This is a genomic window from Pseudorhodoferax soli (genome assembly GCF_003337555.1).
Taxonomy (GTDB): Bacteria; Pseudomonadota; Gammaproteobacteria; order Burkholderiales; family Burkholderiaceae_C; genus Pseudorhodoferax; species Pseudorhodoferax soli.
The window spans coordinates 944,508-966,404 of record NZ_QPJK01000002.1; the positions used below are offsets into that span (position 1 = coordinate 944,508).

Genomic DNA, 21,897 nt, shown 5'->3' on the forward strand with positions numbered 1-21,897 from the left:
GACATCAATCCGGCGTGAGCACCATCTTCAGTGCGCCGGCCTCGCGCGCATCGAACAGCGCATAGGCCTGTGCGCCCTGCGACAAGGGCATGCGGTGGCTGATCAGCCGCTCGGGCCGCAGCCGGCCAGAAGCCACCAGCGGGAACAGCGCCGGCAGCTCTTCCGAGACCGAGCAGGTGCCCGTGCGGAAGGTCACGCCGTTGGCGAACAGCCGCTCCAGCGGCAGCGTGTAGCGGCGCGTCTGGTGCACGCCGATGGCCGACACCGTGCCGCGCCGGCCGACCAGGCGCCAGGCCATGTCCAGCGTGGCGTCCAGCCCCACGACCTCGACCACGCTGTCGACCTTGCGGCCCTGCGTCTGTTCGCGGATGGTCTCCAGGGCCTCGCCGGGGTGCAGCGCGATGGCACCGGCCTGGGCCGCCAGCGCGCGGCGCTCGGGCACGGGGTCGATGGCGTAGACCTGGCGCGCGCCCATGACAAAGGCGCTGTCCACGGCCATCAGGCCGATGGGGCCGAGCCCGATCACAGCCACGCTGGCGCCCGGACGCACGTCAGCCTGGCGCACGCCGAACCAGGCCGTGGCCATGCCGTCGGTCAGCATCAACGCCTGTTCTTCGGTCAGTCCGTCAGGGATCTTCACGGCGTTGGCATCCGCCGCGGGAATGCGGAAGGCTTCTGCCTGCAGGCCCTGCAGCGCGGCCGAGATGCCGTAGCACGACCCCTGGCCGCTCTCGCAGCAGTTGACGTTGCCGGCCAGGCAGGAGCGGCAGGCGCCGCAGCCGACCGAGGCGGGGATCATCACCTTGTCGCCCGCCTTCAGCCGTGTGACGGCGCGGCCCACCTCCACCACCTCGCCCACGGCTTCGTGGCCGACGCAAAAGCCCGTGTCCGTGGAGAAGCCATGGCCGTGGAAGATGTGCAGGTCGCTCCCGCAGATGGCGCAGCTGCGCATCTTCACGATGGCGTCGCGATCGGATTGCAGCGCTGGATCGTCCATCGCTTCGTGGCGGATGTCGCGGGTGCCGTGGTAGCGCAGTGCCTTCATGCCGGGTCTCCTGGGTTGACGTTGCCTCGCCTCAAACTATACAGTCTGCTTGTCTGACAATCTGTCATTCATGCACCAACTGACGCCACCGCGCGATCCTGGAGACAAGGCAATGACGAGACCCCTGACGAAGATCCTGGCGGCCGCCTCGGTGCTGCTGGCCACGCTGCCCGCGCTGGCCCAGAAGGCCTACGGCCCGGGCGTGAGCGACACCGAGATCAAGCTCGGCCAGTCCATTCCCTACAGCGGCCCCCTGTCGTCGTACGCCACGCTGGGCAAGACGCAGCTGGCGTACTTCAAGTGGATCAACGAGCAGGGCGGCATCAACGGCCGCAAGATCAACCTGGTCTCGCTGGACGACGCCTACAGCCCGCCCAAGACGCTGGAGACCACGCGCCGCCTGGTCGAGCAGGACGAGGTGCTAGCCGTCTACGGCACCATCGGCACGCCCACCAACACCGCCATCCACAAGTACCTGAACGGCAAGAAGGTGCCTCACCTGCTGGCGTCCAGCGGCGGCACCAAGTGGAACGACCCGAAGAACTTCCCGTGGACCATGGCCTGGCTGCCGACCTACCACGCCGAGGGCCGCATCTACGCCGAGCACATCCTCAAGACCGTGCCCAACGCCAAGGTGGCCGTGCTCTACCAGAACGACGACTTCGGCAAGGACTACTACAACGGCTTCAAGGAAGGCCTGGGCGACAAGCTCAAGCAGGTGGTGGTGGCCGACGCCTCGTACGAGGCGACCGACCCGACGGTCGACTCGCAGATGGTGGCGCTCAAGAGCTCGGGCGCCAACGTGTTCGTGAACCTGGCCTCGCCCAAGGCCGCCGCGCTGGCGGTGCGCAAGGTGCACGAGCTGGGCTGGAAGCCGACCGCGCAGTACCTGGTGTCGATCTCGTCGTCGGTGGGCGCGGTACTCAAGCCGGCCGGCATCGATGCGTCCAACGGCCTCGTCACCGTGCTGTGGCTCAAGGACACGGCCGACCAGCAATGGGCCGACGATGCCGGCATGAAGTGGTACCTGGACTTCATGAAGAAGTACTACCCCGAGGGCGACCCGAACGACCTCATGAACGGCATCGCCGTGTCGTCGGCGGCCGTCATGGCGCAGATCATCCGGCAGGCCGGCGACAACCTCACGCGCGAGAATCTGATGCGCCAGGCCGCCAGCCTGCAGGGTGCCACCGCGCCGCTGCTCCTGCCCGGCATCACGGTGAACACCAGCGCCACCGATTTCGCGATGGTCGAATCCATGCAGCTCGCCAGGTTCGACGGCACGCGCTGGGTGCGCTTCGGCGAAGTCATGGGCAAGTGAAGGGCAAGTGAAGGGCAAATCGATGATGGCGCCAGAACTCACGCAACTCGGCTCGCTCGGCGACCTCATCGTCACCGCGCTCCAGCGCGGCGGCGACCGCACCGCCTTCATCCACGGCGAACGCCAGACCAGCTACCGCGCGTTCGGTGCACAGCTGGCGCGGCTGATCGCCGCACTCGACGCCCAGGGCCTCCAGAAGGGCGACACCATCGCCTCGCTGTCGGGCAACCGGCCCGAGGCCTTCCTGGTCTCGTGCGCCGGCTACCTGATGGGCCTGCGCGTGGGCTGGATCAACCCCACCGCATCGGAGAACGACCAGGCCTACCTGCTGACGGATGCCGGCGTGGGCACGCTGTTCGTCGACCCCGACCTGTTCCGCGAGCGCGGCGAGCGGCTGGCCGCGCGCACCGGCATCCAGCGCGTCTGGTGGCTGGCGCCGACGGACGCCGGCACCGACATCGACACCCTCTGCCGCGACGCCACGCCCGCCCCGCTGCTGCCGCGCGCCAGCGCCGACGACGTGGCCGTGCTGGTCTACACCGGGGGCACCACCGGCGTGCCCAAGGGCGTGGTCCACACCCACCGCGTGCAGGTGGCGATGACGCTGATGCAGCTGGCCGACTGGGACTGGCCGCAGGAGACCCGCTACCTGGCGCTGACGCCCATCACCCACGCGGCCGGCACCTTCATCCTGCCCACGCTGCTGCGCGGCGGCACGGTGGTGCTGACGCATGGCTTCGGCGCCGACAAGTTCATCGACCTGGTCGAGCGCCACCGCATCACCACCACCTTCCTGGTGCCGACGATGCTCTACGTGCTGCTGGACCATCCGCGGCTGGCCGATGCCGACCTCTCCAGCCTGCAGATGGTGGCCTATGGCGCCGCGCCCATGCTGCCGAGCCGGCTCACCGAGGGCATGCGCCGGCTCGGGCCGGTCTTCATGCAGCTGTATGGCCAGTCGGAGGCGCCGATGATGATCACGGTGCTGCGCCAGCGCGACCACGACCCGGAGCACCACCCCGAGCGGTTGGCCTCGTGCGGATTGCCGGTGATCGGCAACCAGCTGCGGCTGCTGGACGAACAGGGCCGCGAGGTGCCGCAAGGCGAAGTGGGCGAGATCTGCCTGCGCTCGCCGCTGGTCATGGCCGGCTACCTCAAGAAGCCCGACGAAACCGCCAAGGCCTTGCGCAATGGCTGGCTCTACACCGGCGACCTGGCGCGCCAGGATGCCGACGGCTATCTCTACATCGTCGACCGCTCCAAGGACATGGTCATTAGCGGCGGCTTCAACGTCTACCCGCGCGAGGTGGAGGATGTGCTGGCACTGCACCCGGCGGTTTCTTCGGCCGCCGTGGTGGGCGTGCCCGACCCCAAGTGGGGCGAGCAGGTGCGGGCCATGGTCGTGCTCAAGCAGGGCCAGTCGGCCACGGCGGAAGAACTCATGGCGCTGGTGCGCGAGCACAAGGGCGCCGTCAGCGTGCCCAAGCAGATCCGCTTCGTCGCCCAACTGCCGGTCACGACGATCGGCAAGCTCGACAAGAAGGCGGTGCGGGCGCGCTTCGCGGAGGAAGGCTGAATCAGGCCTTCTTGCGCGCCGCCCTGGGACGGGCCGCCGGCGCGGCATCCTGCTCTGCGATCTGCTTTTGCGCCAGCTCGTAGCCGCGCTTGAAGTCCACGATGTGCCGGATGGTGCACTGCTCGGCCTCGTCCGCATCGCGCCGGCGCAGCGCGGCCAAGGTGGCCCGTCGCGATTCCAGCATGCGCTTGCTGGCCGCGGGCACGTGGTCGAACACGGCCGCCTGGTAGCGCGGGTACATCTGGCGCCACATGGTCTCGTGGGCCAGCAGCAGCGCGCGGTTGCCGCTCATGCGCGCCACCATGTCGTCGAACACGATGTTGAGATCGACCAGCGACGCACGCGCCTCGACCGCCTGCTGCAGCAGCGCGAGGTGGTCCTGCAGCGCGTCGAGCTGCGCATCGGTGGCGCGCTCAGCCGCCAGGCGCGTCATCGCCGGGCCGACGGCGCGCACCGTCTCCCAGAGCTCCTGGAAGCTGATCTCCTGCAGCTGCACCATGCGCTCGAACTGCACGCCCAGGTCGGCGTTCGACGGGTGGCTGATGACGAAGCGCCGGCTGGTCTCGCGCCGCAGCAGGCTGGCCTCTTCCAGCACACGCACCGCCTCGCGCACGGTGGAGCGGTTGACGCCGAAGGTCTCGCACAGTTGGGCCTCGGTCGGCAGCGGATCGCCGGCGCGCAGCCGGCCGTCCAGGATCTGCAGCGTGACCGCCTCGGCCAGCATGCGGTAGGACGGCACCCGCTTGAGCTTGTCGAACGCGAACGCCGGCCCTGCCTCCGTGGTCTGTTGCCCTGTCCCGCCTTCCGCCATGCCGCTCTCCGCAATTCCAAAGAGACCGATTGTCGCCAAGCTCAACCGTGCCGCTCCAGCCGCCGCAAAGCGCGCCGGAACAGCAGCAGCGTGTGGGCGTGCAGCAGCGCCCCAGCCTCACGGCTGGCCTTGCCGGCGCATGCGCGCGCGTAGGTGCCCTCCAGGATCAGGCCGAGCTTGTAGCAGGCCAGCACCTCGTACCAGACGTGGTGCTCCACGCCGCGTCGGCCATGCCCGGCGTAACGCGCCACCAGTTCCTCGGCCGTGGCGAAGCCCTGCCAGGGCTGGGTGCGGAACAGCGGTTCGGGCTCGGCCTCGGGCTCGGGCCAGGTGGCCAGCAGCCACCCCAGGTCGAGCAGCGGGTCGCCGATGGTGACGAGCTCCCAGTCGACGATGGCGGCCACCTCGCCGCTGCCGGGCGCGAACAGCACGTTGGCCAGATGGAAGTCGCCGTGCAGGATGCCGGGGCGAAAGCTGGCCGGCCGGTGCCGCTCCAGCCAGTCGGCCACCGCAGCGATGCCGGGGATCTCGGCCGGCCCGGGCCAGCCCGCGTAGTCGTGGTAGCTCTCGAGCTGCGCACGCCAGCGCGGCACCTGGCGTTCGAGGAAGCCCTCGGTCTTTCCGAGGCCCGCCAGGCCGGCGGCCGCATGGTCGACATCGCCCAGTTCGATCAGCGCGTCAACCATCGACAGGCCCATGCGGTGGCGCAGCGCGGCGTCGGCGGTGTGCAGCGGCGGCAGGTCCACAGAAGCGTTGAAACCCTCCACCGGCTCCATGAGGTAGAAGGCCGCGCCCAGCACCTGCGGGTCGGCACAGGCGGCGATCAACGCGGGGTGCGGCACGCGGCTGCCGGCCAGCGCGGCCAGCACCTGGGCCTCGCGCTGCATGGTCTTGTTGCCATCAGCACGCGGGTGGGCGGGCGGGCGGCGCAGCACGTAGCCGCGGCCGCCGCGCATGAAACGCAGCAACACGCTCTGCGTGCCTCCCGTCAGCGGCTGCACCTGCGCGATCGGCCCGCCGCCCAGGCCCTGGCCGTCCATCCACGCCGCCAGCCGCTCCAGATCGACCAGCTCGGCCCACGGCTGCACAACAGCTTGCGCTTGCGCCATCGTCAGCCGAGCAGGTGGCGGTACTTGGCCTCGGCCGCCGCCTTGGCGCGCGGCCGGTGGTAGGCCGGGAACAGGTCGGGGCAGGCCACGTAGTCGCGCAGCACCTGCTTGGCCACGGTCACCTTGTGCACCTCGGTCGGCCCATCGGCCAGGCCCATGTGGTACGAGAGGACCAGCTGGTCGGTGTAGGGCATCTCGAGCGAGGCACCCAGCGAGCCGTGGATGTGCAGCGCACGCTCGGCGATGTCGTGCAGCACCTTGGGCATGAGCGCCTTGACGGCCGAGATGTCCTTGCGCACCTTCAGGTAGTCCTTGTGCTTGTCGATGCGCCAGGCCGTGCGCAGCACCAGCAGGCGGAACTGCTCGAGCTGGCACCACGAATCGGCGATCTTCTCCTGCACCATCTGCTTGTCGGCCAGCAACTCGCCCTGGGTGGTGCGCGACAGCGCGCGTTCGCACAGCTGGTCGAAGGCCTTCTTCGCCTGGCCGATGGTGCGCATGGCGTGGTGGATGCGCCCGCCGCCCAGCCGTGTCTGCGCCACGGCGAAGGCCTCGCCGGGCTGGCCCAGCATGTCGGCCGCGGGCACGCGCACGCCGTCGAACTTCAGGTAGCCGTGCGTGGGCACGGGCTCGTCGGCCAGGCCCACGTTGCGCATGATGCTCAGGCCCGGTGCGTCCTTGGGCACGATGAACATCGACATCTGCTGGTACGGCGGTGCGTCGGGGTCGGTTACCACCATCACGATGAAGAACTCCGCATAGCGCGCGTTCGATGCAAACCACTTCTCGCCGGTGATGACCCAGTCGCCGCCCTGCTGCACGGCGCGCGTCTTGAACACCTTGGGGTCAGCGCCGCCCTGCGGCTCGGTCATCGCGAAGCACGAGACGATCTGGTTGGCCAGCAGCGGCTCCAGGTACTTCTTCTTCTGCGCCTCGCTGCCGTAGTGCGACAGGATCTCCGAGTTGCCGGTGTCAGGCGCCTGGCAACCGAACACGATGGGTGCAAAGTGCGCCTTGCCCAGGATCTCGTTGAGCAGCGCGAGCTTCATCTGCCCGTAGCCCTGGCCGCCCTGGTGCGGCGCGAGGTGGCAGGCCCACAGCTTGCGCTCCTTCACCTGCGCCTGCAGCGGGCGCACGAGCGTGGTGAAGCGCGGGTCGTGGATGTCCCAGGGGCTGCCCAGCACATGCTCCAGCGGCTCGACCTCCTCGTCGACGAAACGCTCGACCCAGTCGAGCTGGGTTTGGAATTCAGGATCGGTCTCGAAGTCCCAGGACATGGGTGGCCCCCCTCAATGCAATGTGGATGGAATCAGAGCGTCAGGCCGCCGTCGACCGGGATGGTCTGGCCGATCACGTAGGCGGCCAGCGGCGAAGCCAGGAACAGCGCCACGCCGGCCATGTCGGTCGGCGTGCCGAAGCGGCCCAGCGGAATGCGGTCGATCGCCGCCTCCTTGCGCTCAGGGTGGTCGGTGGTCACGCGCGTCATCTTGGTGGCGACGAAGCCCGGCGCGATGCCGTTCACGCGGATGCCATCGCGCGCCCAGGCATCGCCCAGCGTGCGCGTGAGGCCGAAGGCGCCGGCCTTCGATGCCGCATATGCCGGGTTGCCGCGCACCGCGTGGAAGGCCGCCGTCGAGCTGATCGTGATGATGGAGCCCTGGCTGGCCTTGAGCATCGCGTAGAACTTCTCGGCGAAGGTCATCAGGCTGGTCATGTTCACGTCGACCACCTGCTTGAAGGCCGGCGTCTTGAACTCCTGGCGCTTGTAGAGCACCTGGCCCTGCGACAGCACCAGCACGTCGAGCCGGTCGAACGGCGGCGCGAACGCCTCGATCTCTTCGGTGTTGCCCGCGTCGATGCGGTGGTAGTTGAGACCATCGAGCTGCGAATCGGGCGAGCCTGCGTAGTCGGCCGCGCTGGCACGGGTGCCGGCCACGTGCACGGTGGCGCCCTTGCGCCGGAACGCCTGCGCGATGCCGTTGCCGATGCCGCTGGAGCCGCCCACCACCAGCACGGTCTTGCCGCTGAAATCGAGTTCGTCCATCCGCTTGTCTCCGCTGTGTTGCAGTGTCCGACCTTATCTCATTGTCAGACAAACAGTCAATCACACGAAGCTTCACAGCACTGTTACACGACTGCGGCGGCACGCAAGCCGATATCGGCACGCGAATTGCACACCACTTGGCCATGGCGACCCTGCCCTCCTCCCCGCCCAGCTCCGGTGCGCAGTGGCGCACGCTGGAACTGCAGCTGCTCGGCCTGCTGGTGCAGCGCCTGGGCGACACCGGCACGCCCGACCCGCTGCTGCGTGCCATGCTGGAGCAGATGGACGCGCTGCTGGACCTGCAGCGTGCCCGCATCGTGCTCGTGATGCCGGGCGACACGCACGCGCGCATCCATCTGGCGCACGGGCTCACGGACCAGGAGATCGCGCGCGGCGTCTACGCGCTCGGCGAGGGCGTGACAGGCCTGGTGCTGGACACCGGGCAGGCGGTGCTGGTGCACGACATCGATGCGGAGCCGCGCTTCCTGGCGCGCAGTGTGGCCCGCGAGAAGCTGCCGAACGAGGGCCAGGCCTTCCTGGCGCTGCCGATCCAGGTCGAGGCGCGCACCGTGGGCGTGCTCAGCTGCCACCGCAGCCGCCAGGCCGACCGCTCGCTGGACGACGACCTGGCGTTGCTGCGCGTGCTGGCCGCGCTGGCCGGCCAGCGGCTGCGCCTGAGCGCGCCGCGTCCGCTGGTACGGCAATATTTGCCGGCCCACTCGCACACCCGGGAAGAACTGGAGCGCGTGCTGCTGCTGCACGGCGGCAAGCAGGCACGCGCCGCCGATGCGCTGGGCCTCACGCTGCGCCAGTTCGGCTACCGGCTGCGCAAGGCGCGCCGCGCCTGAGCGGCCCCCGCACGCATCCCGGGGGTCCCTGGCGCCCTCGGGAAAACCCCCTGCTTTTCGCGTCCGAATTGTTTGGCCGCTGACATTGTCAAAGCGCGCTGCGTGACAAACTGGCTGCGGCAGTTCACACCAACGAGAGGAGACGATATGCAGAGTCATGCAGGTTTTCCGCTGTTCCGCTTCAGCCTTTCCGTCCTGGCCGCCGCCGCCCTGGTGGGTTGCGGCGGGGATGACAACGACAACGACGGGGGCACAGGCAACGCATCGGCCACGGCCGAGCAGGCGTGCGCGGCCCTGGCGGGCAAGACGCTCGCTGGCGCCACGGTGGCCACGGCCGCCACCGTCGCGGCCAGTGGCGCCGCGCCGCTGTACTGCAAGGTCAACGCGACCATCGCGCCGCAACTCAACCTGGAACTGCGCCTGCCGCAGCAGTGGAACGGCAAGCTCTACTACGGCGGCGGTGGCGGCTACAACGGCGCCATTCCCGATCTCTCGGGCCCCAACCTCAACGCGCTCACGCAGGGCTATGCCACGGTCAACAGCGACTCCGGCCACCAGGGCAACGTGCTCTCGGCCGACTTCGCCCTGAACGACACCTACGCCGCCAACCTGTTCGGCTCGCTGTCGGTGCCCACGGTGCTGTCGTCGGCCCGCGAGATGGTGCAGGCCGCCTACGGCAAGCAGCCCGACCGCGCCTACTTCGAGGGCTGCTCCAACGGCGGGCGCGAGGCGCTGATGGCGGCCCAGCGCAACCCCAACCTCTTCGACGGCATCATCGCGCGCGCGCCGGCCTACAACTGGGTCGGCTTCATGGGCCAGTTCAACCGCACGGCCAAGGCCCTGGCCGCGCCGGGCGGCGGCTTCAGCCCGGCCAAGGTGGCCACGCTGGCGGCCGCGGTGCGCAACGCCTGCGATGCCGGCGACGGCATCGTCGACGGCGTGGTCGGCAACCCGCAGGCCTGCAGCTTCGACCCGGCCGTGCTGCGCTGCGTCGGCGGCGCCGACACCGGCAACGCCTGCCTGTCCGACGCACAGCTGGCGGCCGTTTCCTCGTGGACCTCCACGGCCTCCTGGGCCGGCGGCGCCTACACGAACGCGGGCTGGGCCCTCACCGGCAACGAGGACGACCCCGGCGCCTGGGCCACCTGGGTCAGCGGCACGCCCGACGTGCGCAGCGCGCTGCAATACCTGTTCCAGGACACGACCGTCAAGAACTACCTGGCGCGCAACCCGGCGCAGGACTCGCTCGCCTACACCTGGGATGCCAACCTCAACGCGGTCTACGCGCTGGCGGCGCTGAACGATGCGACGAACGCCGACCTGCGGCCCTTCAAGAACAGCAACGCCAAGCTCATCCTCTGGCACGGCGGGAACGACGCGGCGCTGAGTCACAAGGCCACCACCGCCTACTACCAGGCCGCCACGGCCGCCGTGGGCGGCCAGGCCGCGATGAACGAGTTCGCGCGCTACTACATCGCGCCGGGCGTGAACCATTGCGCGGGCGGGCCTGGCGCCGACGATGCCGACCTGCTGGCCGCGCTCGATGCCTGGGTCAGCAACAACACGGCACCGGGCACGCTGACCGCACGCAAGGTGGTGGCCGGCGCCACGCAGTTCACCCGGCCGCTGTGCCAGTACCCGCAGTACGCGCGCTACACGGGCCCCGCGAACAACGCGGCAGCCGCGGCGCTGGCCAGCAACTACACCTGCACGGCGCCTTGATGCAGGCCGGCGGTGCCGCGCCGGGCTCTCCGGGGCCGGCGGCACCGCCGGTTGTACAGCGCACCGGCCCCATGCCGACACCCGGCGAACTTGCCGCCTTCTTCGAACGCTGCAGCTGGCCCCGCGCGTTGACGCAGGCCGAGCGCAGTGCGGCGTTCGAAGCCCTGACCGTGCGCTGCCACGAAGCGCATTCGCACGTTTGCCAGCGCGACGAGATCGCCGACAGCTGGGTGGGAGTGATGGAGGGCTTCCTCAGCGTGCAGGACACGACGCTGGACGGCAGGCTGATCATGTACACCGGCGTCGCGCCGGGCGGCTGGGTCGGCGAAGGCTCGCTGCTCAAGCCCGAGCAACGCAAGTACGAGATCATGGCCACGCGCCCGACCGTCACGGTGCACCTGCCGCGCAAGACCTTCGGCTGGCTGCTGGAGCGCAGCATCCCGTTCAACCACTTCATGCTGTCGCACCTGAACGAGCGGCTCGGGCAGTTCATCGCGATGGTGAAGTTCGACCGGCTGCTCGAACCCACGGCGCGTGTGGCACGCGGCATCTCGGGCCTGTTCCATCCCGTGCTGTACCCGAACACCGACGCCACGCTGCGCATCAACCAGGAGGAACTGGGCTGGCTGGTGGGCGTCTCGCGCCAGCGCGTCAACACCGCCTTGACCGAACTGGAGGCCGCTGGGCTGATCCGCCGCGGCTATGGTTACCTCGTGGTCATGGACCGGCAAGGGCTGTCGCGCTATCCCTGATCCGGCCCTAGGACGCCGGCCCGCGCAGCTCGGCCCCGGCATTGGGGTCGAGCCGCACGAACCACAGCAGCGACAGCAGGGTGACGCAGGCGATGGCCCAGTAGGCCGGCGCGAAGTCGCCCGCCGCCAGGTGCGCCGGGTCGCCGCCGCGCCAGTGCGCAGCCAGGCCCAGCAGCGCCGCCCCGAACAGCACGCCCAGCGAGAGCGACAGCTGCTGCGCCATCGTCGCGAGCGTGGTGGCGTGGCTCATGCGCGGCTTGGGGATCTCCGAGTAGCCCAGGGTCTGCAGCGCCACCATGCCCATGGAGTTGACAAGCCCGCCCAGCATCAGCGTGGCGAAGATCAGCGGGTGCGGCGTGGCCGGCGTGAACAGGCTGTAGCTGGCGTAGGCCAGGCTGGTCATCACCGTGGTGCCCAGCAGCAGCGGCTTGAACCCCAGCCAGCCGATGGTGCGCGTGACCACCACGCGCGTGGCCAGCGAACCGACGGCCGTGGCCACCGTGATCAGGCCCGACTCCAGCGGCGAGAGGCCAAAGCCCAGCTGCATCATCAGCGGCAGCAGGAAGGGCGAGGCGCCGATGGCGATCCGCAGCGGCATGCCACCGACGATGGAGGCGCGGTAGGTCGGGTGCCGCAGGATGGTGAGGTCGATCAGCGGCGCCGCGGTGCGCCGGCTGCGCCAGACATAGATGCCGAGCGCGGCCACGCCCACGCCGCCGGCCAGCCACTGCAGCCAGCCCGCCACCAAGCCCTTGCCAGCGATCTCGACGGTGCCGAGCACCGCGGTCAGCCCCAGCGCGAGCAGGCCGAAGCCGACGCCATCGAACCGCGGTGGCGCCGGTGCCGCCTCGCCCGGCCGCGGGCCAGGCAGGAAGTGCAGCGCCAGCGCGATGCCGAGCAAGCCGAAGGGCACGTTGACGAAGAAGATCCAGCGCCAGGAGGTGAAGCTCACGATGGCGCCGCCGAACAGCGGCCCCAGCATGCGCCCGATGGTGGGCGGCACCGTGAACCAGACCATGGCCGAGACCATCAGCGCGGCCGGCACGCTGCGCAGCAGGATCAGCCGGCCGACCGGCACCATGAGCGCACCGCCCATGCCCTGCAGGATGCGGAACAGCACCAGCTGGTGCAGCGTCTGCGCCATGCCGCACAGGGCCGAGCCCAGCGCGAACAGGCCGATGGCCCAGCAGAACACGCGGCGCGCGCCGAAGCGCTCGGCACACCAGCCCGACAGCGGCAGGAACACCGCCAGGCTGAGCAGGTAGGCCGTGATGGCCAGGTTCAGCCGCAGCGGCTGCACGTCGAGCGCGCGCGCGATGCTGGGCAGCGCAGTGGCCATGACCGAGGTGTCCAGGTTCTGCAGGAACAGCGGACAGGCGACAACGACGGGGATCAGCCGGGTGCGCCAGCCCACCGGCGCCGCGTCTGCAGCATCAGCAGCTGCGCTCACTGTTGCAACCTTCGGCCTGCGGCCTGTCCCGCCCGGCGGACGCCGGCTGGCTTGGGGCAGCCCGGCGCGCTGCTCACACGATCTTTCCCTTGGGCAGGTCCGGCGCATCCGGTGGGTAGCGCAGCTGCAGGCTTTCGAGCTTGTGCTTGAGCAGCGTGGCGATCATGAGATTGCGGTGCGTCTTGGAGTCCGCGGGCACGATGGTCCAGGGCGCCCAGGGCGTGCCCGTGGCCGCGACGGCGTCTTGGTAGGCGCGCTGGTAGTCGTCCCACTGGGCGCGCACGGCCAGGTCTTCGGACTGGAATTTCCAGCGCTTGGCCGGGTCGTCCAGCCGCGCCTGCAGGCGTTCGCGCTGCTCGTCCTTGCCGATGTGCAGCAGGAACTTGCAAACGACGGTGCCGGTCTCGCAGAGCATGCGCTCGAAGTCGTTGATGTGGGCGTAGCGCTGGCGCTGCTGCTCGGGCGTGATCCAGCCATGCACCACGGGCACCAGCACATCCTCGTAGTGGCTGCGGTTGAAGACCACGATCTCGCCGGCACGCGGCACTTCGTGGTGGATGCGCCAGAGCACATCGTGCGCCTTCTCCTCGTCGGTCGGCGCCTTCCAGCCCACGGCCCGCACGCCCAGCGGGCTGGCGCGACCGAACACGCCGCGCAGCGTGCCGTCCTTGCCGCTGGTGTCGATGCCCTGCAGGACCACCAGCAGCTTGAAGCGCTTGTCGGCATAGAACAGGTTCTGCAGCGTGTCGATCTCCAGCGCCAGGGCTTCCACGGAGGCCTTGTCGCGGGCTTTGTCGCCGCTGGAGAAGGGCTTGGCCGAGGGGTCGATGCCGGCCAGCCGGAAGCGGGCCTTGGGGTTGCCATGGGTCAGCGCGGCGAGCTTGCGGGCGCTGGGCCCGCGGGTGGTGGTTGCGGTCATGCGGCGACGATAGCAGCCGCTTGGCGGGGCCGCAGCACCGGGCCCCGCCCTGCGCCGGGCCGGGCTGTGGTTATATTTGTGCGCATGCCGCCGCCACCCCTGGCGCTGCCCAGCGGACAACACGGAAAGAGGGACGATGCTCGAAGCCTTGATCGTGGTCGTGCTGGCACTCGGTGGGCTGGCCCTCTGGTGGCTGCTGCGGCGTGGCGGGCGTGCGCAGCCGCCGTTGGCAACTGCCCGGCGGCCGGCCGCCAGCGGTCGGCCCGCGCCGCCCGCGCCAGCCGCTGCGCCGCAAGGCGGCACGGCACCGACCGAGGACGGCCGGCTCGCACGGCACGAGAGCCTGCCTGCAGAGCGCCGCCAGGCGCTGCTCGAGGCGCTGCGCCAGCTGCCACGGCCGCCGCGTGCGCTGCACCAGCTGGTCTCGCCCGAGTTCGTCGCACGGGCCTCCTCCGCCGAACTGGCTGAACTGGTGATGGCGGAGCCCGTGGTCGCCGCGCGCGTGATGGCGGCCGTCAACTCGCCGCTGTACGGCCTGCGCAGCGCCGTGACCAGCATCGGCCAGGCCATCACATTCCTGGGCCTGAACACGGTGCGCAACCTGTGCCTGCAGCACCTGCTGCGCGAGGCCATGCCGGCGCCTGATCCGGCCCTGCGCCAGGAGTTCGACACCCTGTGGCGCAGCAGCGCCATCGCCAGTGAACTGAGCCTGGCGGTGGCCAAGCGGCTGCAGCTGGCCGATGCCGCGGGGATGAGCACGCAGCTGGTGCTGCACTTCCTGGGCCGCTTCGCCGCGGTCACGCTGCTGCAGGCGCAAGGGGACGCGACGGCTCCCGTCACCGCGCTGCGAGCACGCGCGCTGGCCGAGCAGCAGCGCCTGGGCCTGTCCGCCGGCGAGATCGGCTCGCTGCTGCTGCAGGAGTGGGGCCTGCCCGCTGCCATGGAAGCGCCCACCCGGGAGATCGCGCGCATCGCCTTCGCGGTCCCGCCGGTGCCGCCCCTGCCGCAGCAGGCTGCGCGGCCGGCGCTCGGCGCGCTGTGCGCCAGCCTGGCCGAGCGCATCGCACGCCGCGAACTCACCGCGCTGCAGGACTACACGCCGGAGCACGATCTGCACGAAGACCTGCAGGTGCTGCGCCCCCAGCTGCCCCCGCCGGTGCTGGCCGCCGTGGGCGCGGCGCTGCGCGAGCCGGACATGGCGCGCGTGCTCGCTTGAGCGCCCGCTGCTTAGATGGCAGCGGCATAAGCAACGGACTATTCAATCGTTCCTGTTTGGAGGACGGACTTCCAGAATCGCCGCATCTGCAACGATCCCAGCGAAAGTTCTCCATGCCAACGCGCCGCCGCCTCCTGAGCCACCTCTCCAGCGCCACGCTGGCCCTGTCCCTGGGCGCCGCGCTGGCCCCCGCGCTGGCCCAGGCCCCCGCCCCGGTCACGCTGCTGAACGTTTCCTACGACCCCACGCGTGAGCTGTACGTGGACTACAACAAGGCCTTCGCCGCGTACTGGAAGGCCAAGACCGGGCAGGACGTGACGGTCAAGCAGTCGCATGGCGGCTCGGGGAAGCAGGCGCGTTCCATCATCGACGGCCTGGACGCCGATGTGGCCACGCTGGCACTGGCAGGCGACACCGACGCGCTGGTGAAGCACGGCGGCTGGCTGGCGGCCGACTGGCAAAAGCGCCTGCCCCACAACGCCTCGCCCTACACCTCGACCATCGTCTTCGCCGTGCGCAAGGGCAATCCCAAGGGCATCAAGGACTGGGACGACCTCGTCAAGCCCGGCGTCAGCGTGATCACCCCCAACCCCAAGACCTCGGGCGGCGCGCGCTGGAACTACCTGGCGGCCTGGGAATTCGCCAAGCGCAAGAACGGCGGCAGCGACGCCAAGGCCAAGGAATTCGTCGCCGCCCTGTACAAGAACGTGCCCGTGCTCGACACCGGTGCGCGCGGCTCCACGATCACGTTCGCGCAGCGCGCGCAGGGCGACGTGCTGATCGCCTGGGAGAACGAGGCCTACCTGCTCGACAAGGAGTTCGGCGCAAAGTTCGACGTGGTCGCGCCCTCGCTGAGCATCCTGGCCGAGCCGGCCGTGGCCGTGGTCGACAAGAACGTCGACAAGAAGGGCACGCGCGCCGTGGCCGAGGAATACCTCAAGTTCCTGTACTCCGAAGAAGGCCAGGACATCGCCGGCAAGCACTTCTACCGCCCCGCGGTCTCCGACAAGGCCAAGGCGAAGTACGCGGCGCAGTTCCCCAAGCTGAACCTGTTCACCATCGACCAGGCCTTCGGCGGCTGGGCCAAGGCCGACAAGGCGCACTTCGCGGACGGCGGCAGCTTCGACCAGATCTACACGGCGAAGTAACAAAGTGCAGGGGCTTGCCGCCCCGGGTCGACAGGCGCGCAGTGCCGGCCTATGCTGGCCGGCATTTGACCGACGAAGGAGACACGGACGTGCAAACCCTTTCCCCACCCGGAGTTACCAGGGCCATCGCCACCGCGGCGCTGGCCCTTTTCGCATGTGGCGGCGCCTGGGCGCAGAAGGCCGGCGACATCGTGCTGGGCGCAGGGTGGCTGCGCTACGCGCCCCGCGACAAGAGCACGCCGCTGCGCTTCACCTCGCCGGTGGAGCGCGAGGTGCCTGGCTCGGGCTCCAGCCTGTCGCATTCCGACACGCTGGGCCTGAACGCCCACTACTTCCTGACCGACAACTGGGCCATCGAGGGCGTGTTCGGCATCCCGCCGCGGCTCAAGCTCCAGGGCGAAGGCACGCTGGCGGGCATTGGCGAACTGGGCTCGGCGCGGCTGTACGGCCCTTCGCTGCTGGCCAAGTACTTCTTTGGCCAGCCCACCGACAAGTGGCGGCTGGCCGCCGGCCTGGGCGTGACCTACGCGCACTTCTCCGATGTGCAGCTGACCGGCGGCCTGCAGAACACCCTGGGTGGCGCGCTGGGCCTGCCCGCGGGTGCCTCCAGCACGCGCGCCAAGATCGACAGCCGCTTCGGCCCCGTGTTCGCGCTGGGCGCCACCTACGCGTTCACCGACCGCCTGGGCCTCACGCTGTCGGTCTCCTACGTGCGCATGAAGACCAAGGCCAAGCTGACCACCTATGCCAACGGCAATGCCGTCGCCACATCGGAGAGCGGGCTCACCCTGAACCCCGTGGTGCCGTTCGCCTACCTGACCTACAGGTTCTGATCCTCGCCGCGGCCGCTGGATTTCCACGGCAGCCTGCCGATGCCGCGTGCGCAGTTCCCGCGCACCGTCAACGGCGTGGGGCGGCTCCGGCCTCGCGCTGCTGTGGCGCTACGCCACGGGCTGATCAGACGCCGGCGCCGTGGTCCACGAACACCTTGGCACGGCGCGGCGTGACCACCAGGGTCTCCCCCTCGCGGAAGCCGCGCGCGTTGAACTCCTCGGCCGTCAGCTGGGCCTCGATGATCTGGTCGCCCTTGGCGTCCTGCGTGTCGTGCGGCGTGAGCTCCAGCCGGGCGATGGGGCCGACCACCAGGGCCCGCGTGAGTTGGGCCACGATGCCCGTGGCGCCCGGCGAATAGCGCTCGACCTCCAGGTCGTGCGGACGCACATAGGCGAAGGCCTTGGCGTCGCTGGCCGCGGCATGCTCGGGCGCGTCGATCCTCATGCCCTGCACCAGCAGCTCGCCCTCGTGGGCGCGGCCGTGGAACAGGTTCACGTCGCCCAGGAAGCCGTAGACGAAGGGGCTGGCCGGCTGCTCCCAGACCTGCTGCGGCGTGCCGATCTGCTCGATCCGCCCCTTGTTCATGACCACCACGCGGTCGGCCACCTCGAGCGCCTCTTCCTGGTCGTGGGTCACGAAGATGCTGGTCACGTGCAGGTCGTCGTGCAGGCGGCGCAGCCAGCGGCGCAGCTCCTTGCGCACCTTGGCGTCCAGCGCGCCGAAAGGCTCGTCGAGCAGCAGCACCTTGGGCTCCACGGCCAGTGCGCGGGCCAGCGCGATGCGCTGGCGCTGGCCGCCGGACAGCTGCGCCGGAAAGCGGTCGGCCAGCCAGTCCAGCTGCACCAGGCCCAGGAGCTCGTGCACCTTGCTCTTGATCTGGGCCTCCGACGGGCGCTGGCCACGCGGCTTCATGCGCAGGCCGAAGGCCACGTTGTCGAACACCGTCATGTGGCGGAACAGCGCGTAGTGCTGGAACACGAAGCCGACCTGGCGTTCGCGCACATGCACGTCGGTGGTGTCCTCGCCCGCGAACAGGATGCTGCCGGCGTCGCCGCTTTCCAGCCCGGCGATGATGCGCAGCAGCGTGGTCTTGCCGCAGCCCGAGGGGCCCAGCAGCGCGACGAGTTCGCCCGAGCCGATGTCCAGGCTCACGTTGTCGAGGGCGCGGAAGTTGCCGAACTGCTTGCTGACGTTGCGGATTTCGATGCTCATGGTGTCTCTCAGGTTGCAGCGGCAGGTTGCGGACGCTCGGGCGGCAGGTCGGCTGCGGCCTTGCGCTCGCGCTCGTGGCGCCACTCGACCCAGCTCTTGATGCCCAGCGTGACCAGTGCCAGCAGCGCCAGCAGCGAGGCCACGGCGAAGGCCGCCACGCTCTGGTATTCGTTGTAGAGGATCTCCACGTGCAGCGGCATGGTGTTGGTCTGGCCGCGGATGTGGCCCGAGACCACCGAGACCGCGCCGAACTCGCCCATGGCACGCGCATTGCACAGGATCACGCCGTACAGCAGGCCCCACTTGATGTTGGGCAGCGTCACGTACCAGAAGGTCTGCCAACCGGTGGCGCCCAGCACGATGGCGGCCTGCTCCTCCTCGTTGCCCTGCGCCTGCATGAGCGGGATCAGCTCGCGCGCAATGAACGGGAAGGTCACGAACACCGTGGCCAGCACGATGCCGGGGATCGCGAAAACGATCTTGATGTCGTGCGCGGCCAGCCAGGGGCCGAACCAGCCGTTGGCGCCGAACACCAGCACGTAGATCAGGCCCGCCACGACCGGCGAGACCGAGAACGGCAGGTCCACCAACGTGGTCAGGAAGGCCTTGCCGCGGAACTCGTACTTGGCGATGCACCAGGCCGCGCAAACACCGAACACCAGGTTCAGCGGCACGGCGATGGCCGCCGTGATCAGCGTGAGACGGATCGCGGCCCAGGCGTCGGGCTCCTTGAGCGCCTCCAGGTAGGCGTCCAGCCCCTTGCGCAGCGCCTCGGTGAACACCGCCGCCAGCGGCAGCGCCAGGAACAGCGCGAGGAACAGCAGCGCCACGCCGATCAGCGTGCGCCGCACCCAGGGCGTCTCTGTGGTCGTGATGTGCTTGCGGGTGACGTCGATGGCGGCCATCTCAGACCCCTCCCGAGCGCTTGCGCTGCCAGGCCTGCAGGCCGTTGATGACCAGCAGCATGACGAAGGAGATCAGCAGCATGACGACGGCCACGGCGGTCGCGCCGGCGTAGTCGTATTGCTCGAGCTTGCCGATGATGATCAGCGGCGTGATCTCGGAGACCATGGGCATGTTGCCGGCGATGAAGATGACCGAGCCGTACTCGCCGATCGCGCGCGCGAAGGCCATGGCGAAGCCGGTCAGGAGGGCCGGCGCGATGGCCGGGAAGATCACCTTGGAGAAGGTCTGCCAGCGCGTGGCGCCCAGGCACATGGCGGCCTCCTCGAGTTCTTTCTCGGTGTCCTCGAGCACGGGCTGCACGGTGCGCACCACGAAGGGCAGGCCGATGAAGATCAGCGCGATGACCACGCCGTTGGGCGTGAACGCCAGCTTGATGCCCAGCGGCTCCAGGTACTGGCCGACCCAGCCGTTGCCGGCCAGCAGCGCCGTGAGCGAAATGCCGGCCACGGCCGTGGGCAGCGCGAAGGGCAGATCCACCAGCGCGTCGACGATCTTCTTGCCGAAGAACTCGTAGCGCACCAGCACCCAGGCCACGAGCAGGCCGAACACGGTGTTGACGATGGCGGCGAGGAACGAGGCGCCGAAGGTCAGCCGGTACGAGGCCAGCACGCGCGGCGAACTCACGGCATCCCAGAACTGCGGCCAGCTCAGCGTGAGCGTCTTGGCGAACAGCGCCGTGAGCGGGATCAGCACGATCAGGCTCAGGTACAGCAGCGTGTAGCCCAGCGTGATGTTGAAGCCGGGCAGCACGCGTTTGCCGCCGTTGCGCCGCGGCACGGCCACACCGGGCGCGGGCCCGGCCAGCGCCGCGGTGGAGGTCGTGGCGCTCATCGCTTACTTGACGGTGTAGAGCTTGTCGAACTGGCCGCCGTCGTTGAAGTGCACCTTCTGCGCCTCACCCAGCGAGCCGAAGTACTTGGCCACCGTGTACTGCTTGATCGGCTTGAACAGGTCGGCGTGCTTCTTGAGCACGGCGGCCGAACGTGGGCGCAGCGCATGCTGGGCGGCGATCTCCTGGGCCTCGTCGGTGTACAGGAAGTTCAGGTAGGCCTTGGCGGCCTCGGCCGTGCCCTTTTTGGCCACGGTGCGCTCGACCACGGCCACCGGGTTCTCGGCCACGATGCTGGTGGACGGGTGGATCGCATCGACCTTGCCCTTGCCGAATTCGCGCTCGACCGAGATGACTTCGGACTCGAAGGTGATGAGCACGTCGCCGGTGTTGCGTTGCAGGAAGATGCTGGTCGCATCGCGGCCACCCTTGCCCAGCACGGGCACGTTGGCGTAGAGCTTCTTGACGAACTCCGCTGCCTGCGCGTCGGTGCCGCCGTTCTCGCGCACATAGCCCCAGGCCGCCAGGTAGGCGTAGCGGCCGTTGCCGCCGGTCTTGGGGTTCACGACGACGACCTGCACGCCGGGCTTGACGAGGTCGTCCCAGTCCTTGATGCCCTTGGGGTTGCCGTTGCGCACCAGGAACAGCATGGTCGAGGTGGTGGGCGAGGCATCGTTCGGAAAGCGCTTGGCCCAATCCTTGGCGACGATGTTGTTGCCGGCCAGGAACTCGATGTCGGTGGTGGTGTTGAAGGTCACCACGTCGGCCTCCAGGCCGTCGTTGACGGCGCGCGCCTGGGCGCTGGAGCCGCCATGGGCCTGGTCGACCTTGATGTCCTTGCCCGTGGTCTTCTTGTAGTAGGGCACGAACGCAGCGTTGATGTCCTTGTAGAACTCGCGCGCGACGTCGTAGGAGACGTTGAGCAGCGTCTGGGTCTGGGCCGAGGCGGCGGTGGCGGCGGCCAGCACAGCGGCGGCGAGGACGGAGCGGGCCGTGCGGCCGGAGAAGAACTTGGAGGTCATGACGGAATCCCTGAGCAGATGCTGCATTGTCAAGACCGCTTCGCTATGCGCAAACTATTGTTTTTCTCTTTGCTTTCATCCGAAAACTTATAAGGCGTGACGGGATGCAACGGGTTCAGTGGAAGTCACCCGTCTCTAGATGGTCGAGAAAGGCGCGAACGGCCGGTACCAGACCGCGCCGCGACGCAAACACGGCATGGACGATGCCATGCGGCGGCGACCATCCCTGCAGCACCTCGACGAGCCGGCCTGCGCCGAGCGCCTCGCGGCACATGTAGCCTGGCAACAACGCCACGCCCACACCGTCGATGGCCGCGCGCAGCAGAGTCTCCAGGTCGTCGGCCACATAGCGCGGGTGGTGCTGCCACTGGAATTCGGCCCCGCCCGGCCCCTGCAGCTTGACGCCGGCCCGCCCGTCGACAGCGGACATCGCCATGGAATCGAGCTGCTGCAGTTCCTGTGGCTGCTGGGGCCGGCCCTGGCGTGCCAGCAGCGCGGGGCTGGCGACCAGGACCGATTGCGAGCAGCCCAGCTGCTTGACGACCAGGCTGGCGCTCTCCTGCAGGCTGGGGCGCACCCGCAGCGCCACGTCCACGCCCTCTTCCACGGGATCGACCACGCGGTTGCTGACCTCCATCTCCACCCGCACCTGGGGGTGCGCCAACAGGAAAGCCGGCATCAGCGCGCCGACCACCGACTGCGCGAGCGTGACCGGGCAGGTGACGCGCACGGTGCCACGCGGCTCCACCGCGAGGCGCTGCACCACCTCGCTGGCTGCCAGCGCCTCGCTGCGCATGGCCAGGCAATGGCGCAGGTAGAGCGCTCCGACTTCCGTCAGGGAGAGCTTGCGCGTGCTGCGGTGCAGCAGGCGCACGCCCAGGCGGTCCTCCAGCTCGGCCACGCGACGCGACAGCCGCGACTTGGGCAAGCCCAGCGCGCGGCCCGCGGCGGCAAAGCTGCCGCGCTCGGCCACTTCCGCAAAGAACAGCATGTCGTTGAGGTCTTGCATGGGCTGATTGTTTCCAGGATCAGGACGATCCATTTCAATTCACCCATCTTATCGGCGACTAGGT

General features: G+C 69.3%; 20 protein-coding genes. 8 read left to right on the plus strand and 12 right to left on the minus strand.

Annotated elements, in window-relative coordinates:
• Positions 1 to 4: 4 nt before the first annotated feature.
• Entirely contained in the window at positions 5 to 1,045 is a 1,041-nt protein-coding gene (locus DES41_RS11110; RefSeq protein ID WP_114467669.1) for an alcohol dehydrogenase family protein, read from the minus strand.
• A 112-nt stretch (positions 1,046 to 1,157) separates the two neighbouring features.
• Between DES41_RS11110 and DES41_RS11115 the strand changes: the two genes are divergently transcribed.
• Positions 1,158 to 2,366 carry an ABC transporter substrate-binding protein gene (locus tag DES41_RS11115; RefSeq protein ID WP_114467670.1) on the plus strand — a complete coding sequence of 403 codons (1,209 nt, stop codon included), beginning with the start codon at positions 1,158 to 1,160 and terminating at the stop codon, positions 2,364 to 2,366.
• A gap of 22 nt (positions 2,367 to 2,388) precedes the next feature.
• Positions 2,389 to 3,942 (plus strand): AMP-binding protein, encoded by a 1,554-nt coding sequence (locus tag DES41_RS11120; protein WP_114467843.1) that lies wholly within the window; start codon positions 2,389 to 2,391, stop codon positions 3,940 to 3,942.
• 1 nt (position 3,943) lies between these two features.
• Here the strand turns inward: DES41_RS11120 and DES41_RS11125 are convergent, their stop codons facing one another.
• The 4 genes from DES41_RS11125 to DES41_RS11140 are packed head-to-tail and all read right to left on the minus strand — an operon-like array spanning position 3,944 to position 7,906.
• A complete protein-coding gene (locus DES41_RS11125) occupies positions 3,944 to 4,753 on the minus strand; it encodes a FadR/GntR family transcriptional regulator (RefSeq protein ID WP_114467671.1) in 810 nt (269 codons plus the stop codon).
• Between the two features lie 41 nt (positions 4,754 to 4,794).
• Entirely contained in the window at positions 4,795 to 5,862 is a 1,068-nt protein-coding gene (locus DES41_RS11130; RefSeq protein ID WP_114467672.1) for a phosphotransferase family protein, read from the minus strand.
• 2 nt (positions 5,863 to 5,864) lie between these two features.
• Complete coding sequence (locus DES41_RS11135) at positions 5,865 to 7,139, minus strand: acyl-CoA dehydrogenase family protein (RefSeq protein ID WP_114467673.1); 1,275 nt, start codon at positions 7,137 to 7,139, stop codon at positions 5,865 to 5,867.
• Positions 7,140 to 7,171: 32 nt separating this feature from the next.
• A complete protein-coding gene (locus DES41_RS11140; RefSeq protein ID WP_114467674.1) occupies positions 7,172 to 7,906 on the minus strand; it encodes an SDR family NAD(P)-dependent oxidoreductase in 735 nt (244 codons plus the stop codon).
• 143 nt (positions 7,907 to 8,049) lie between these two features.
• On the opposite strand from DES41_RS11140, the gene DES41_RS11145 reads away from it, so the two are divergent.
• The 3 genes from DES41_RS11145 (at position 8,050) to DES41_RS11155 (ending at position 11,228) form a co-directional block, all read left to right on the plus strand.
• Positions 8,050 to 8,754 (plus strand): GAF domain-containing protein, encoded by a 705-nt coding sequence (locus DES41_RS11145; RefSeq protein WP_147282832.1) that lies wholly within the window; start codon positions 8,050 to 8,052, stop codon positions 8,752 to 8,754.
• Positions 8,755 to 8,901: 147 nt separating this feature from the next.
• Positions 8,902 to 10,476 carry a tannase/feruloyl esterase family alpha/beta hydrolase gene (locus tag DES41_RS11150; RefSeq protein WP_114467676.1) on the plus strand — a complete coding sequence of 525 codons (1,575 nt, stop codon included), beginning with the start codon at positions 8,902 to 8,904 and terminating at the stop codon, positions 10,474 to 10,476.
• Between the two features lie 71 nt (positions 10,477 to 10,547).
• On the plus strand, positions 10,548 to 11,228 hold the full coding sequence (locus DES41_RS11155; protein ID WP_114467677.1) for a Crp/Fnr family transcriptional regulator: 681 nt from the start codon (positions 10,548 to 10,550) through the stop codon (positions 11,226 to 11,228).
• A gap of 7 nt (positions 11,229 to 11,235) precedes the next feature.
• On the opposite strand, the gene DES41_RS11160 is transcribed toward DES41_RS11155, so the two are convergent.
• Both DES41_RS11160 and DES41_RS11165 read right to left on the minus strand, forming a co-directional pair.
• Positions 11,236 to 12,678: an MFS transporter gene (locus DES41_RS11160; protein WP_245965652.1), complete on the minus strand. Its 1,443-nt coding sequence runs from the start codon at positions 12,676 to 12,678 to the stop codon at positions 11,236 to 11,238.
• 73 nt (positions 12,679 to 12,751) lie between these two features.
• Positions 12,752 to 13,597: a PPK2 family polyphosphate kinase gene (locus DES41_RS11165; RefSeq protein WP_114467679.1), complete on the minus strand. Its 846-nt coding sequence runs from the start codon at positions 13,595 to 13,597 to the stop codon at positions 12,752 to 12,754.
• Between the two features lie 136 nt (positions 13,598 to 13,733).
• On the opposite strand from DES41_RS11165, the gene DES41_RS11170 reads away from it, so the two are divergent.
• The 3 genes from DES41_RS11170 to DES41_RS11180 all read left to right on the plus strand — a co-directional run bounded on the left by DES41_RS11170 (position 13,734) and on the right by DES41_RS11180 (position 16,794).
• On the plus strand, positions 13,734 to 14,813 hold the full coding sequence (locus tag DES41_RS11170) for an HDOD domain-containing protein (RefSeq protein WP_114467680.1): 1,080 nt from the start codon (positions 13,734 to 13,736) through the stop codon (positions 14,811 to 14,813).
• 113 nt (positions 14,814 to 14,926) lie between these two features.
• Positions 14,927 to 15,961, plus strand: a complete 1,035-nt coding sequence (locus DES41_RS11175; protein ID WP_114467681.1) for a sulfate ABC transporter substrate-binding protein — start codon at positions 14,927 to 14,929, stop codon at positions 15,959 to 15,961.
• 89 nt (positions 15,962 to 16,050) lie between these two features.
• A complete protein-coding gene (locus tag DES41_RS11180) occupies positions 16,051 to 16,794 on the plus strand; it encodes an OmpW/AlkL family protein (protein ID WP_245965653.1) in 744 nt (247 codons plus the stop codon).
• Between the two features lie 124 nt (positions 16,795 to 16,918).
• Here DES41_RS11180 and DES41_RS11185 read toward each other — a convergent pair whose 3' ends face one another.
• The 5 genes from DES41_RS11185 to DES41_RS11205 all read right to left on the minus strand — a co-directional run bounded on the left by DES41_RS11185 (position 16,919) and on the right by DES41_RS11205 (position 21,833).
• Positions 16,919 to 18,007, minus strand: a complete 1,089-nt coding sequence (locus DES41_RS11185) for a sulfate/molybdate ABC transporter ATP-binding protein (protein WP_114467682.1) — start codon at positions 18,005 to 18,007, stop codon at positions 16,919 to 16,921.
• Positions 18,008 to 18,015: 8 nt separating this feature from the next.
• Complete coding sequence (gene cysW, locus DES41_RS11190; protein WP_114467683.1) at positions 18,016 to 18,912, minus strand: sulfate ABC transporter permease subunit CysW; 897 nt, start codon at positions 18,910 to 18,912, stop codon at positions 18,016 to 18,018.
• A 1-nt stretch (position 18,913) separates the two neighbouring features.
• The gene (gene cysT, locus DES41_RS11195; protein ID WP_114467684.1) at positions 18,914 to 19,804 is read right to left on the minus strand and encodes a sulfate ABC transporter permease subunit CysT; all 891 of its coding nucleotides are present in this window, start codon (positions 19,802 to 19,804) and stop codon (positions 18,914 to 18,916) included.
• Between the two features lie 3 nt (positions 19,805 to 19,807).
• A complete protein-coding gene (locus tag DES41_RS11200) occupies positions 19,808 to 20,824 on the minus strand; it encodes a sulfate ABC transporter substrate-binding protein (protein ID WP_114467685.1) in 1,017 nt (338 codons plus the stop codon).
• A gap of 115 nt (positions 20,825 to 20,939) precedes the next feature.
• On the minus strand, positions 20,940 to 21,833 hold the full coding sequence (locus tag DES41_RS11205; RefSeq protein ID WP_114467686.1) for a LysR family transcriptional regulator: 894 nt from the start codon (positions 21,831 to 21,833) through the stop codon (positions 20,940 to 20,942).
• Positions 21,834 to 21,897 lie beyond the last annotated feature (64 nt).

Excerpts from the sequence above, each read along its gene's own strand:
- DES41_RS11200 (WP_114467685.1), bottom strand. The coding sequence starts at position 20,824 with ATGACCTCCAAGTTCTTCTCCGGCCGCACGGCCCGCTCCGTCCTCGCC.
- DES41_RS11165 (WP_114467679.1), bottom strand. The coding sequence starts at position 13,597 with ATGACCGCAACCACCACCCGCGGGCCCAGCGCCCGCAAGCTCGCCGCG.
- DES41_RS11135 (WP_114467673.1), bottom strand. The coding sequence starts at position 7,139 with ATGTCCTGGGACTTCGAGACCGATCCTGAATTCCAAACCCAGCTCGAC.
- DES41_RS11130 (WP_114467672.1), bottom strand. The coding sequence starts at position 5,862 with ATGGCGCAAGCGCAAGCTGTTGTGCAGCCGTGGGCCGAGCTGGTCGAT.
- DES41_RS11185 (WP_114467682.1), bottom strand. The coding sequence starts at position 18,007 with ATGAGCATCGAAATCCGCAACGTCAGCAAGCAGTTCGGCAACTTCCGC.
- DES41_RS11155 (WP_114467677.1), top strand. The coding sequence starts at position 10,548 with ATGCCGACACCCGGCGAACTTGCCGCCTTCTTCGAACGCTGCAGCTGG.
- DES41_RS11145 (WP_147282832.1), top strand. The coding sequence starts at position 8,050 with ATGGCGACCCTGCCCTCCTCCCCGCCCAGCTCCGGTGCGCAGTGGCGC.
- DES41_RS11120 (WP_114467843.1), top strand. The coding sequence starts at position 2,389 with ATGATGGCGCCAGAACTCACGCAACTCGGCTCGCTCGGCGACCTCATC.
- DES41_RS11115 (WP_114467670.1), top strand. The coding sequence starts at position 1,158 with ATGACGAGACCCCTGACGAAGATCCTGGCGGCCGCCTCGGTGCTGCTG.
- DES41_RS11175 (WP_114467681.1), top strand. The coding sequence starts at position 14,927 with ATGCCAACGCGCCGCCGCCTCCTGAGCCACCTCTCCAGCGCCACGCTG.
- cysT (WP_114467684.1), bottom strand. The coding sequence starts at position 19,804 with ATGAGCGCCACGACCTCCACCGCGGCGCTGGCCGGGCCCGCGCCCGGT.
- DES41_RS11150 (WP_114467676.1), top strand. The coding sequence starts at position 8,902 with ATGCAGAGTCATGCAGGTTTTCCGCTGTTCCGCTTCAGCCTTTCCGTC.
- cysW (WP_114467683.1), bottom strand. The coding sequence starts at position 18,912 with ATGGCCGCCATCGACGTCACCCGCAAGCACATCACGACCACAGAGACG.
- DES41_RS11110 (WP_114467669.1), bottom strand. The coding sequence starts at position 1,045 with ATGAAGGCACTGCGCTACCACGGCACCCGCGACATCCGCCACGAAGCG.
- DES41_RS11140 (WP_114467674.1), bottom strand. The coding sequence starts at position 7,906 with ATGGACGAACTCGATTTCAGCGGCAAGACCGTGCTGGTGGTGGGCGGC.
- DES41_RS11125 (WP_114467671.1), bottom strand. The coding sequence starts at position 4,753 with ATGGCGGAAGGCGGGACAGGGCAACAGACCACGGAGGCAGGGCCGGCG.
- DES41_RS11205 (WP_114467686.1), bottom strand. The coding sequence starts at position 21,833 with ATGCAAGACCTCAACGACATGCTGTTCTTTGCGGAAGTGGCCGAGCGC.
- DES41_RS11170 (WP_114467680.1), top strand. The coding sequence starts at position 13,734 with ATGCTCGAAGCCTTGATCGTGGTCGTGCTGGCACTCGGTGGGCTGGCC.